Genomic DNA, 12,055 nt, shown 5'->3' with positions numbered 1-12,055 from the left:
TGTTTTTTATCTTTTCCCTTAAAAAGAAGAAGGTCGACATGCTGTCGACCTTCCACTTCCTATTTATTACATTAACCTAGTTTGTTCAACCAGTCAATTACTTCTTCTCTTGATTTACCAAGTTTCTGTTGCAATTTGCCTAATAACTCGTCATCTTTTCCTTCTTCGTAAGCTAAATCATCATCTGTCCACTCAGCGTATTGTTGTTTGATTTTTCCTTTTAATTCGTTCCATTTACCTTTTAAATCTAATTTATCCATTTTGATTTTCCTCCTATAATTAAAGTTATATATACGATAAACAGGAAGTTCAAAAAATGGTTTTTAAAAATTTATTTTTTTAATAAAGTACGTTAAAAAGTGGAATTAGGAGGAGTAAAGGCCTTTTTTGTCGATAAAATCAATGACCGAATCGGGGGTATAGAATTTAATGGATTTCCCTTCCTTGATAGCATTCCTCAAGAAAGTGGATGACAGCTCCATCACTGGGGTATCGGTCATGCTGATGGAAGGATGGTTCTTTAAATCGCCGCCATCATAGCCCGGTCTTGGATAGACTACGATTTTATAATCACGAAGCAGGATATCGGCATTTTTCCATTTCAATAAACCTTGGAGATTGTCTTCTCCCATGATCAGGATAAATTCCTTCGTAGGATACTTTTCTGTCAGATGGGTAAGGGTATCAATGGTATAGGATGGTTGTGGCAAAGAGAACTCAATATCGCTCGCACGAAGTTTATCTGAGCCCTCAATGGCCAGATTGACCATCTCCAGGCGATCATACATGTTTCCCAGGCTCTTTTTCTCCTTAAAGGGATTCTGAGGGGATACGATGAACCAGACCTCGTCCAAAGAAGTATAGTTGGCCATATAATTGGCAATAATCAAATGTCCGATATGGACAGGATTAAAGGAACCAAAGAACAATCCAACTTTACTCTTCGCCATATTATGAATTGATAAAATCTATAACCAGTTTTTCTGCTTCTGCACAGGCTGTTTCCAGATCGTTGTTCTGAAGGATCACATCAAACTTGTCGGCAAAGCTCAATTCATGTTCTGCTTTTGCAAAACGTTCGTTCAATTTTTCTTGTGAATCCGTTCCTCTTCCTGTCAATCTTTCTTTCAAGACCCCTAGGGATGGTGGATTTACGAAAATGGCAAGTGCCTGTTCCGGGAATTTAGATTTCAAACGAAGACCACCCACCACATCGATATCAAAGATCACGTGTTTGCCTTCGTTCCAGATGCGTTCTACTTCGGATCTCAGGGTACCGTAGAAAGTTCCCGAGTATACCTCTTCGAATTCTATGAATTCGTGCTTGGCTACTTTATGCAAGAAATCTTCTTTGGAAATAAAATAGTAGTCGACGCCATTTACTTCGGCACCACGAGGTTGACGGGTGCTTGCAGAGATAGAGAAGGCGATCTTATCGCTATGTTTTTCTAATAATCTTCTAACGATAGTCGTTTTCCCTGCCCCAGATGGAGCAGAAAAAATAATCAGTTTTCCGCTCATGCTATAGTACGTTTAATAATTGTTCTTTTACCTTTTCCAGCTCATCCTTCATTTTCACGACGATCTGTTGGATCTGGGCATTGTTGGCTTTTGAACCTAGGGTATTGATTTCACGTCCCATCTCCTGGGAAATAAACCCTAGTTTTTTACCATTGGAATCTTGGCTGTTCAAGGCTTCAACAAAATAATTGCAGTGGGAGCGAAGGCGAACTTTCTCTTCTGTGATATCTAGCTTCTCGATGTAGAATACCAATTCTTGTTCGAAACGGTTCATGTCTACATTCTCTTTGCCCACAGCTTCTTCCATATATTGGTTGATTCGCTCACGGATCAATGGGATACGGCTTCCTTCAACAGCTTCTACTTCGGTTAGGTATGATAAAATCAAGGAAACGCGGTATTCTAGATCTTTTTTAAGGACAGCTCCTTCATCAGCTCTAAAGCTGTTGAACTGCTTTACAGCAGCATAGAAGGAATCCATTAAAACCTTGCCTTCTGCTTCGTCCACCTCATCATCATGGCTGATCACTTCAGGCATATTCAAGGCTTGCTCAAACAGATTGGCTTTGGTATCACCCAATTGGAAAGCAATATCCTGCAATTGTCTATAGTATTCTTTTAATAAATCTGCGTTGATACTTGCTGCCTTTGCGGTTTGGTCAACATATTCGGTGCTGATGTTGATATTTACCTTACCGCGTTCAATCAGTTTGCTGCATTCACCACGAAGCACCAATTCCTTGTCTGAAACAGCTTTTGGTAGGCGTAGGTTAAGTTCCAAGAACTTAGAATTTAAGGATTTGATCTCTACGGTATATTTCACGGTTCCGTTTTCTGCGGTCCCCATACCGTAACCTGTCATCGATTTTATCATATGCAAAGGTAAAAAACTTACAGAAAAGAACGATTTATTTACCAATCATGTTTGGCGATTATCACGCATAGGTAGGTTTTATAGGCTGCACCACGCTTCACCCGGACGAAACCGATGCCTATGTCCTTCAGTGATCCGTTCCACTCATCCATCCCTAAAACATGCTTCCTGTGCATAAAACCGGGCGATCCGCGGCCAATGATAAAGGATTTGATGCCATCAATCGCGGTCTCGTGGTTGGCTCCGATGGATTCAAAATTATTGGTGCTTTTTTTCTTCAGCCAATCTGGATTTAGGTAATATCCAGCCTTATTGATATGGTAATTTGGTCCGTAACCGCTTGGGTCGGTATGGTCAAAGTAATTCCTTCTGGCCATATCTTTTGCCCGTTCCTCAGCTACTTTTGCCAATTGATCATTCCAGACCAAGCGGGTCTGTTTTACATTTCTAAGATTGTTCACCCGGATTTCGCGACCATATTTCTTGGGGTTCATCCGAAATTCATTGAGGTATTGGTAAGCTTTCTTCGCTTCGCGTCTGTCGATTTTGATGTTCTGGGCCAAGATAGGCTGTGCCCAAATGATAAAGGCAAATAAAATATATCTCATAGCTGTCTTTAAGGATAGAGACTTCGGAATAAACTCAACGTTTAAACAGATTTTAGGATTTAAGCTGATTTTTTGCTACTCTTTTCTTTAATGACCTCAATTATAGGGGGTAAAAGGGAGATACCGATTATGGCAAGTACGACAATGGAAAAATTGTTCTTGACAAAAGGGATCTGTCCGAAGAAATAGCCGCCCAACAAAAACATCGTTACCCATAAAACACCACCAACGATATTGTAAAGACCGAATTTGGAATAAGGCATCTTGACTACGCCGGCAACAAATGGTGCAAAGGTGCGGACAATGGGCACAAAGCGGGCATAAATAATGGTCTTGAGTCCATATTTGTTATAAAAGCCTTGTGTTTTTTCGAGATAAGATAGCTTGAAGATCCTGGAGTCCTTCGTAAAGACCCGCTGTCCAAAATGTTTTCCTATTTCATAGTTGACAAAATCGCCGATAATGGCCGCCGCAATCAACAGGACTAACATGAGCCAAAGGCTAAGGTTCGTTTCCGGTTTTGCGATCAGGGCACCCATGGCGAATAGGACAGAGTCCCCGGGAAGGAAAGGAGCGACAACCAATCCTGTTTCTGCAAAGATGATCAGGAAGAGGATCAGGTAGGTCCAAGTTTGATATTCCTGGGTGATATCGATCAAATGCTTGTCGATATGAAGAATAAAGTCGATCAGGGTTGAAATTAATTCCATGTTTTCAAATTCGATTTTCAACAGCAAGAATTACACCAAGCTAATTCTTTTCTATGAATATGATTTTGATTCTATAATAAGGGGCATAAAAGAGAAAAGGAAGCTTATTCAGCTTCCTTTTTCTTTCCGTATTTTTCTTTGATCACCTCAATGATTGGAGGCAGTATTGACAAGATAATGATGGCGAATACCACTAAGGTAAAGTTGTCCTTGATAATTGGAAGGCCTCCGAAGAAGTATCCAATGAAAAGGAATGATGTTACCCATAAAATAGCTCCGATAATATTGTATGAAGCAAATTTGGCGTAAGACATAGAGCCTACACCGGCTACAAATGGGGCAAAGGTCCTAACGATCGGTACAAAGCGGGCGTAGATAATGGTCTTGCCGCCGTATTTTTCGTAGAACTTCTCTGTTTTATCCAAGTATTCTTTCTTTAGGAATTTATATTTCCCTGAAAAGGCTTTCGGTCCGATGTATTTTCCGATATGGTAGTTCACCAAATCGCCTAATATTCCTGCCACCATCAACAAACCCCACATCAAAAAGACGTTCAGATCTGTTTCAGGTTTGGCGATGATAGCGCCAGTAGCAAATAAAAGAGAGTCTCCAGGTAAGAATGGAGTAACAACAAGACCAGTTTCGGCAAAAATGATCAGAAACAGGATCAAATAGGTCCAAGTCTGATAGTTATTGACGATTTCCACCAAATGATCATCAATATGGAGGATAAAGTCAATTAGGGAATAAATTAAATCCAAAGTTTTGAGCTATTAAATATTGTTCAACATGACTGGCATCACCAACATCAAGATGTCTTCGTGTTCTTCCTTGATAGCTGGTACTAATAAACCGGCACGATTTGGTGTACTCATTTCCAAGACCACCTCTTCGCAGTTTAAGTTATTCAACATTTCTACCAAGAACTTAGCGTTGAATCCAATTTCCATGTCTTCGCCTTCAAACTGACAGCTCAAGCGCTCGTGTGCTTCATTGGAGAAGTCCAAATCTTCAGCAGAGATGTGCAATTCGCTTCCTGAGATCTTCAATCTTACTTGGTGGGTTGTTTTGTTTGCAAAAATAACCACACGGCGTAAGGTGTTCAAAAACAAGGAACGGTCTACGGTCAGTTTATTCGGGTTTAAACGAGGGATTACGGCTTCGTAATCTGGATAACGCTCATCGATCAATCTACAGATTAAGTTGATGGTTCCGAATTGGAAGAAAGCGTTGGTATTGTTGTACTCTATTGAAACATTCACATCATCCGAAGGAAGAGATGATTTTAATAAAGTAAGTGCTTTTTTAGGCAAGATGATGGAGGTAGGCTTATCAGCACCTACATCAGTACGGCGATAACGAACCAATTTATGTGCATCTGTGGCAACAAAGGTGGTTGATTGTTCCGCCAACTGAACTAATACACCTGACATGGCCGGGCGAAGTTCGTCATTGCTGACTGCAAAAATGGTTTTGTTGATCGCTTCCAACAAAATCGGAGCAGCGATATTTACGGTCGAAATATTCTCTACTACAGGGATTTTCGGGAAGTCGTCTGCGTTTTCACCACTAAGCTTGTATTTACCGTCTCCGGCAGAAATCTCGATAGCTAGAGTTTTAGTATCTACTGAGAACGCCACAGGCTGATCCGGAAGAGTTTTTAACGTCTCGATCAAGATTTTTGATGGCATAGCGACGCGTCCTTCTTCCTTGGCTTCGATCTGAAGGGTGGTAACCATGCTGGTTTGCAAATCCGTTGCGGAGATGGTCAGGAGGTTGTCCTTGATTTCAAACAAGAAGTTTTCTAGGATTGGTAGCACCGTGCTGGAGCTAGAGGCGCCACTAATAGCTTGTAATTGTTTAAGTAATATAGATGTAGATACAATAAATCTCATTTCTTTTAGCTAATAGATTTTATTGCAATAATACAGAAAAGAATCTAATTATTTGCTATTCAAATTCGAGTTCAGCTGCATAAACATTAAAAAGCACTGCATTAAAATTTGTACATTTGTAAGATTAGGTATGCAATTTAAAAATATCGTAGGCCATCAGGCACTCAAACATCATCTTATTTCAACGGTAAGAGAAAATCGAGTAAGTCACGCTCAACTGTTCCTAGGTCCAGAAGGATCTGGTAGTTTGGCTTTGGCCCTAGCCTATGCGCAGTTTATCAATTGTGAACAGCCCCAAGCCGACGATAGCTGTGGACATTGTCCCTCATGCCTAAAATACGAGAAATTGATTCACCCTGACTTACACTTTTCTTATCCTTTCTTTGCGAAAAAAGCGGATGAAACGGCAAGCACTTATATGGAAGATTGGCGAAAGGCATTCCTTGAAAACCCATATCTGAGCTTGAGCCATTGGCGAAATCAATTGGAGGCGGAAAACAAACAGGCAAACATCAATATTGCAGAAGCCCATGATATCATCAAGAAACTAAGTCTGAAAGCTTTCGAAGCCGAATATAAGGTTCTGATCATGTGGTTGCCGGAATATCTCGATACGCAGGGAAATGCTCTGTTGAAGCTGATCGAGGAACCTCCTGCCAAGACTTTGTTTTTGTTGGTGGCGGAAAATCAGGATAAGATCTTGAATACGATTATCTCGAGGACGCAATTGATGAAAGTCAACAAGCTTTCTCATGAGGAATTAATGCAATACCTGATCGAAAAGAAAAACGTGGATCCTGTGCGTGCTAACGAAATGGCTTTTATCGCCGACGGAAACATGCAATCGGCCTTGGACCAATTGGAAGAGTCTTCTAACGAAAACTTTGACCTGCTGATCCGCTGGTTGAGGTGCATCGTGACGGATGCCGGTTTGAACATTATTCAGATCTGTGATGATGAAATCAGCAAATTAGGCCGTGAGAACCAAAAACTGTTCTTGTTGTACAGCATAAATGTGCTCAGACAGATCGTGCTTTTAAACCAAGGGCTGGATCAATTAGTCTTTCTAAAGAATGCAGAATTGGAGTTCGTGAAAAAATTCAGCGAGATCAGTAGCTTGGAAAAGTTGCAGGTTGCTATAGAAATGCTGGAAAAAACGCATTATTCTGTTGAAAGAAACGCAAATCCTAAAATATTATTTTTAGATTTATCTTTGCAGTTAGTTTTATTATTTAAATACAATACGTTCCCAACGGGAACTCAATATATATAATTTTAGACATATGGGATGTGGCAGTTGCTCATCCGGGGGTGGTTGCGGAAGTAAATCACTAGGCACAGTACCAGCAGGTTGCAATAACAACGGTACGTGCATGACCAGCGGATGTAATAAATTGGATGTTTACGATTGGTTAGTCGATATGGACTTGCCATCTAACTATAAACCTTTTGATATTGTAGAAGTTCGTTTTAAAGGCTCCAGAAAAGAGTTTTTTATAAATACGGACAATTTATACCTTGAAATGGGAGAAATGGTGGTTGTGGAGCCTAATACAGGCGGATATGACATAGGCCACGTTTCGTTGACCGGCGAATTGGTAAGACTACAATTGAAAAAGAACAACGTTAAACCTGACGACGTTGTTAAAAAAGTATACCGAAAGGCGACAGAAAATGATGTTGCCAAGTATAATCTTGCAAAGGATCTTGAATGGGAAACCATGCACCGTGCCCGTAATTTGGCACTGGAGCTAGGGCTCTCCATGAAGATTTCTGACGTAGATTATCAAGGTGATAAGACAAAGGCTACCTTCTACTATACAGCAGAAGGCCGCGTGGATTTCCGAGAACTAATCAAGAGAATGGCGGAAGCTTTCCGTATTCGTATCGAGATGAGACAGATCGGGATGCGCCAGGAAGCTAGTCGATTGGGAGGTATTGGTTCTTGTGGACGTGAGTTGTGTTGTTCGACATGGCTTACGGACTTCAAAACGGTGTCTACCTCCGCGGCTAGGTATCAGAACCTTTCCTTGAATACCTTGAAACTTGCAGGACAATGCGGTAAATTGAAATGCTGTCTGAACTATGAATTGGACAGTTATATGGATGCTTTAAAGGATATTCCTAATAATATCGACCGTATTGAAACGCATTCTGGTATGGCTTACTTGCAGAAAACAGATATCTTCAAGAAGACCATGTGGTTTTCATACCCACATGCAGAATCATGGATTCCTCTATCTGTGCAGCAGGTAAAAGAATTTGCTGAAATGAACGCTCAAGGCAAGAAACCGCAAGAGTTGATCATTCCTGAAAAAGAGGAAATCATCAATGTGGCTATTCCGGACTATGAAAATGTCGTTGGTCAAGATAGTTTGACCCGCCTTGATGAACGCAATAGAAAGAAAAAGAAACGCAAACCAAAACGTAACCCTGGAAAGCCTGAGAATGGACAGAAACAAGGTCCTGATCAAGGCAACCAAAAGCCAAAAGCTGAGAAAAAGCCACAGAATAATGGCAATAATCAGCCTAAGCCGAAGGAAAACAATGGAAATTCGGAAGCTGGAGAAGGCCAAAAAACCAACAAAAGAAGGCCGCAGAACAAGAATAGACGTTTCAATAACAAAAACAAAGACAATAATTCTGAGGGTTAAGTACTAATCCTATGCATAGAACTGTATTCATAGCTATTGTTGTTCTTTTGCTGACCTCCTGTCAGGAAGGGGCATTCTATGAAAGAAATTCCGTTATCCCGGGTCAACTCTGGGATAACGGTTTTAAACCTCATTTTGAGGTAGATGTAAAAAATAAACAAGATAAATTCGATCTGTTTATCAACCTAAGGCATACCGCCTACTATCCATACTCCAATTTTTCCTTTGGAATCAAGCAAAAAGGTTTAGGAATTCAAGACAGCAGTGCCCACTTTGACATCAAATTGGCAGAAACTGATGGTCGTTGGATCGGCGCTTCGGCTGGTAACCTCTATGAGCAGACCAAACTGCTACAGGAGAATTTTACTTTTCCGGATACGGGAAAATATGTATTTTCAATCCAACAGAACATGCGTGATAATCCTTTGAGGGGAATAAACGATGTTGGAATCAAGTTAATCAAGAAATAGATATGCAGCTATTAAGGTGGTTGTTGCTTCCCTTTACCATCCTCTATACCTTTATTATTTGGGTAAGAAACAAGCTTTATGACCTAAATATCCTCTCTTCTAAGACTTTTGACGTCAAGACTATTGTCATTGGTAATTTGGCAGTTGGAGGCGCCGGAAAAAGCCCCTTGACCCAAAAACTAATCGATCACTTCAGAAACAAATACAAGGTCGCTACCTTGAGTAGGGGCTATGGAAGGAAAACTAAAGGTTTCCGTTTGGTGCAAGTGGATGACTTAGTCGAAAATGTTGGGGATGAGCCTTTGCAATTCAAAAAGAACTTTCCTGATATCACCATATCAGTGGATGAAAATAGGGTAGAAGGTATAGAAATACTAAGTAAGGACCATGACCTTATCCTTTTAGATGATGCCTATCAGCATAGAAAAGTAAAACCTAGCACTTCTATCTTGGTATTTGAATACCAGTCTATCCTCGAGCCAATCTTTCTATTGCCCACTGGCCAATACAGAGATACCTTCAATCAGACCAAAAGGGCTAATCTTATATTAATTAGCAAATGTCCTGATTATATCCCCTTTGAAAACAAATTAAAGATCCAGGAAAAGATTAGGAAACATAATAGTACAGCAAGCATTTATTACAGCCGGATTGGTTATAAAGAATGGATTTCCTTAAATAATACTGATATTGAGCGTCCTATATCCAAAAAGAATATCTTGCTTGTCACGGGAATAGCAAACCCCAAACCACTTGTACAGCAGCTAAGCGGCCAAGGAATAAAACTGAAGCATTTAAAATTTGCGGATCACCATAATTTTGATGACTTTGACTATAAAGTAATCATTGGAAGGTTCGAGAAGTTAAATGAAAATAAAGATGCTGTCTTGTTGACTACTGAAAAGGACGCACAACGATTGGATATGGAAAGGTTGAAGGATATACCTACTTATTATATTCCCATTGATATCTTAATTGAAAATGAGAATGAGTTTTTTCTAGAATTAGACTCTTCACTAGAAAAGATTCAATCCTAAATTTATCAAATAACGACAAATGAAAGCTACCTGATATCAGATAGCTTTTTCTTTTTTGTCACATATTGTAATATTTTTTCAATTCAACTGAAATAATTAGAATTTAACTAGAATCTTGCTTAAAACATATACAGAGCCACTATTCTTATAATTTTAACACCCTGAGTTGATAGAATTATCTTGTTAAGAAATGTTAAAAAGTAACAAACATGATACAATCATACAATAAAAGATACAATTCGGCTGTTATTTATTGTACAGAAACGGAGTAAATAATAAAGTTTAAAACAAAAAAATTAAAATCATGAAAAAGTTATTTTTAGCAGTATCCGCAGTATTATTTTCATTAACTCTAACATTTGCTCAGGAAGTAAATCCTGAAGAAAAAGCAAAAGCAACTGTAACAGAATGGACACAACAGTTGAACCTGACAGAAGATCAACAGGCACAAATCTATAACGTAGTATTAGAGCACAAAAAAGCAAAATTAGCTTTAAAGGCAGACACTACAGCAGCAGCTGATGCAAAAGCTACTCAAATTGAAGCTTTGAATTCAGATCTAGATAAAAAAGTATCTGATTTGTTGACTGATGAACAGAAACCATTGTACGCTAAGATTGTAGAAGCTCGCGCAGCGAAAAAAGCTACTATGCCAGAGCCGAAACAAGTACAATAATCTAACTAATATTCATGTTTCATAAATAGAAAAGGGACTGCAGTAGCTGCAGTCCCTTTTCTGCTTTTTTAGAAGACAAAGAATTTAGTAGATAGTATTTAGAATGTTCTAATAGTAACAAAATAAAAAAGCTTGGGGTGTTCTCCCAAGCTTTTCAATTTCTTTCTTTACAATGTGTTCTTTTAAGATGCTTTTAATTTCTTTTGGATGTCTTGCACATACGTCTTGAATTTCTTATCCGTTTCGATAAGGTCTTCTACAGTTTGGCAAGCATAGATTACGGTAGAGTGGTCACGACCGCCAAAGAAATTACCGATAGACTTCAATGAAGATTTGGTATGGTTCTTTGCCAAATACATTGAAATCTGTCTAGCTTGTACGATTTCACGTTTACGGACTTTGGATTTAACCATTTCAACTGGTACCTCAAAGTATTCACATACTAGTTTTTGGATGTACTCCATTGAGATTTCCTTATGGGTGTTCTTCACAAAGTTCTTTAACATCGACTTTGCTAAGTTCAAATCAATCTCTCTCTTGTTCAAAGTAGATTGAGCCAATAAAGAAACCATTGCTCCTTCTAATTCTCGGACACTGTTGTCAATCTGATTCGCCACATACTCCACTACACTTTCAGGTAGTTCGATACCATCTGAATACATCTTTTTCTTAAGGATTGCCATTCTAGTTTCTAGGTCTGGAACTTGAATATCGGCAGATAATCCCCATTTAAAACGGCTTAATAATCTTTCTTCGAGACCAGAAAGATCCTTAGGCGCTTTATCAGATGTCAAGATGATCTGTTTACCTGTTTGGTGCAAGTGATTAAAAATGTGGAAGAATATATCCTGTGTTTTCTCTTTACCAGCGAAATTATGTACATCATCCATGATGATTACATCCATTGCTTGGTAAAAATTCACGAAATCATTGATGGTGTTATTCTTCAAAGAGTCAACAAATTGCTGACAGAACTTTTCACATGACACATAGATTACCAGTTTATCTGGTAAGTTTCTTTTGATTTCATTACCGATTGCTTGAGCGAGGTGAGTTTTACCTAAACCCACATCTCCATAGACCATCAAAGGGTTGAAAGAAGTTCCTCCTGGTTTATTTGCGACAGCATATCCAGCTGAACGAGCCAAACGGTTACATTCGCCTTCGATAAAATTGTCGAAAGTATAATTTTGATTTAATTGAGGATCAACTTGTAATTTCTTTAAACCCGGAATTACGAAAGGATTTTTGATGTTCTTGTTCAATGCAACTGGAACAGGAATGGATTGCTTCTTTCCCTCAGCACCGTTTCCATTCGATGGAATGTTGGTGGTGTAAGGTGGGTTAGCAGATGACTTTTCTACAACGATGTTGTATTCCAGTCGGCCTTGTTCACCCAAGAATTTTTTAACTGTTTTTCTGAGAATACCTACATAATGTTCTTCCAACCACTCATAGAAGAACAGACTTGGTACTTGAATAGTTAAAACGTTTCCTTCTAGACGTACAGCTTTAACGGGCTCGAACCATGTTTTAAAACTTTGCGTTGGTATATTATCTTTTATGACTGCAAGACAACTTTCCCAAACACTTGTACACGTTTTTTCCAT

General features: G+C 39.2%; 14 protein-coding genes. 5 read left to right on the top strand and 9 right to left on the bottom strand.

What is annotated here, in order from left to right; translation table 11 throughout:
• Positions 1–71: 71 nt before the first annotated feature.
• From CKW03_RS00070 to dnaN, 8 genes are all read right to left on the bottom strand, one after another.
• Positions 72–260: a CsbD family protein gene (locus CKW03_RS00070; protein ID WP_093099980.1), complete on the bottom strand. Its 189-nt coding sequence runs from the start codon at positions 258–260 to the stop codon at positions 72–74.
• Between the two features lie 105 nt (positions 261–365).
• Positions 366–950 (bottom strand): nicotinate (nicotinamide) nucleotide adenylyltransferase, encoded by a 585-nt coding sequence (gene nadD / locus CKW03_RS00065; RefSeq protein ID WP_093099978.1) that lies wholly within the window; start codon positions 948–950, stop codon positions 366–368.
• 1 nt (position 951) lies between these two features.
• Entirely contained in the window at positions 952–1,521 is a 570-nt protein-coding gene (gene gmk / locus CKW03_RS00060) for a guanylate kinase (RefSeq protein ID WP_093099976.1), read from the bottom strand.
• Position 1,522: 1 nt separating this feature from the next.
• Positions 1,523–2,395 (bottom strand): YicC/YloC family endoribonuclease, encoded by an 873-nt coding sequence (locus CKW03_RS00055; RefSeq protein WP_093099974.1) that lies wholly within the window; start codon positions 2,393–2,395, stop codon positions 1,523–1,525.
• A 38-nt stretch (positions 2,396–2,433) separates the two neighbouring features.
• Positions 2,434–3,003: a CAP domain-containing protein gene (locus CKW03_RS00050; protein ID WP_093099972.1), complete on the bottom strand. Its 570-nt coding sequence runs from the start codon at positions 3,001–3,003 to the stop codon at positions 2,434–2,436.
• Between the two features lie 59 nt (positions 3,004–3,062).
• Positions 3,063–3,713, bottom strand: a complete 651-nt coding sequence (locus CKW03_RS00045) for a DedA family protein (protein ID WP_093099970.1) — start codon at positions 3,711–3,713, stop codon at positions 3,063–3,065.
• 104 nt (positions 3,714–3,817) lie between these two features.
• Positions 3,818–4,474 carry a DedA family protein gene (locus tag CKW03_RS00040; RefSeq protein WP_093099968.1) on the bottom strand — a complete coding sequence of 219 codons (657 nt, stop codon included), beginning with the start codon at positions 4,472–4,474 and terminating at the stop codon, positions 3,818–3,820.
• Between the two features lie 12 nt (positions 4,475–4,486).
• The gene (dnaN, locus tag CKW03_RS00035; protein ID WP_093099966.1) at positions 4,487–5,608 is read right to left on the bottom strand and encodes a DNA polymerase III subunit beta; all 1,122 of its coding nucleotides are present in this window, start codon (positions 5,606–5,608) and stop codon (positions 4,487–4,489) included.
• Between the two features lie 130 nt (positions 5,609–5,738).
• Here dnaN and CKW03_RS00030 point away from each other — a divergent pair, with 130 nt between their 5' ends.
• The 5 genes from CKW03_RS00030 to CKW03_RS00010 all read left to right on the top strand — a co-directional run bounded on the left by CKW03_RS00030 (position 5,739) and on the right by CKW03_RS00010 (position 10,445).
• A complete protein-coding gene (locus CKW03_RS00030) occupies positions 5,739–6,881 on the top strand; it encodes a DNA polymerase III subunit (protein ID WP_093099964.1) in 1,143 nt (380 codons plus the stop codon).
• A gap of 100 nt (positions 6,882–6,981) precedes the next feature.
• Positions 6,982–8,262 (top strand): PSP1 domain-containing protein, encoded by a 1,281-nt coding sequence (locus CKW03_RS00025; protein ID WP_093099962.1) that lies wholly within the window; start codon positions 6,982–6,984, stop codon positions 8,260–8,262.
• An 11-nt stretch (positions 8,263–8,273) separates the two neighbouring features.
• On the top strand, positions 8,274–8,732 hold the full coding sequence (locus CKW03_RS00020) for a gliding motility lipoprotein GldH (protein WP_093099960.1): 459 nt from the start codon (positions 8,274–8,276) through the stop codon (positions 8,730–8,732).
• Between the two features lie 2 nt (positions 8,733–8,734).
• Entirely contained in the window at positions 8,735–9,769 is a 1,035-nt protein-coding gene (gene lpxK, locus CKW03_RS00015) for a tetraacyldisaccharide 4'-kinase (protein WP_093099958.1), read from the top strand.
• A gap of 304 nt (positions 9,770–10,073) precedes the next feature.
• Positions 10,074–10,445: a hypothetical protein gene (locus CKW03_RS00010; protein ID WP_093099957.1), complete on the top strand. Its 372-nt coding sequence runs from the start codon at positions 10,074–10,076 to the stop codon at positions 10,443–10,445.
• Between the two features lie 182 nt (positions 10,446–10,627).
• Here the strand turns inward: CKW03_RS00010 and dnaA are convergent, their stop codons facing one another.
• Positions 10,628–12,055 (bottom strand): chromosomal replication initiator protein DnaA, encoded by a 1,428-nt coding sequence (gene dnaA, locus CKW03_RS00005; RefSeq protein WP_093099955.1) that lies wholly within the window; start codon positions 12,053–12,055, stop codon positions 10,628–10,630.

The sequence above is a fragment of the Sphingobacterium mizutaii genome, from assembly GCF_900187125.1.
Classification (GTDB): Bacteria; Bacteroidota; Bacteroidia; order Sphingobacteriales; family Sphingobacteriaceae; genus Sphingobacterium; species Sphingobacterium mizutaii.
The sequence above is the reverse complement of the archived record's forward strand: the minus strand, read 5'-3'. Positions and strand labels throughout refer to the sequence as shown.

Excerpts from the sequence above, each read along its gene's own strand:
- CKW03_RS00070 (WP_093099980.1), bottom strand. The coding sequence starts at position 260 with ATGGATAAATTAGATTTAAAAGGTAAATGGAACGAATTAAAAGGAAAA.
- nadD (WP_093099978.1), bottom strand. The coding sequence starts at position 950 with ATGGCGAAGAGTAAAGTTGGATTGTTCTTTGGTTCCTTTAATCCTGTC.
- gmk (WP_093099976.1), bottom strand. The coding sequence starts at position 1,521 with ATGAGCGGAAAACTGATTATTTTTTCTGCTCCATCTGGGGCAGGGAAA.
- CKW03_RS00055 (WP_093099974.1), bottom strand. The coding sequence starts at position 2,395 with ATGATAAAATCGATGACAGGTTACGGTATGGGGACCGCAGAAAACGGA.
- CKW03_RS00050 (WP_093099972.1), bottom strand. The coding sequence starts at position 3,003 with ATGAGATATATTTTATTTGCCTTTATCATTTGGGCACAGCCTATCTTG.
- CKW03_RS00045 (WP_093099970.1), bottom strand. The coding sequence starts at position 3,713 with ATGGAATTAATTTCAACCCTGATCGACTTTATTCTTCATATCGACAAG.
- dnaN (WP_093099966.1), bottom strand. The coding sequence starts at position 5,608 with ATGAGATTTATTGTATCTACATCTATATTACTTAAACAATTACAAGCT.
- CKW03_RS00030 (WP_093099964.1), top strand. The coding sequence starts at position 5,739 with ATGCAATTTAAAAATATCGTAGGCCATCAGGCACTCAAACATCATCTT.
- CKW03_RS00025 (WP_093099962.1), top strand. The coding sequence starts at position 6,982 with ATGACCAGCGGATGTAATAAATTGGATGTTTACGATTGGTTAGTCGAT.
- CKW03_RS00020 (WP_093099960.1), top strand. The coding sequence starts at position 8,274 with ATGCATAGAACTGTATTCATAGCTATTGTTGTTCTTTTGCTGACCTCC.
- lpxK (WP_093099958.1), top strand. The coding sequence starts at position 8,735 with ATGCAGCTATTAAGGTGGTTGTTGCTTCCCTTTACCATCCTCTATACC.
- CKW03_RS00010 (WP_093099957.1), top strand. The coding sequence starts at position 10,074 with ATGAAAAAGTTATTTTTAGCAGTATCCGCAGTATTATTTTCATTAACT.
- dnaA (WP_093099955.1), bottom strand. The coding sequence starts at position 12,055 with ATGGAAAAAACGTGTACAAGTGTTTGGGAAAGTTGTCTTGCAGTCATA.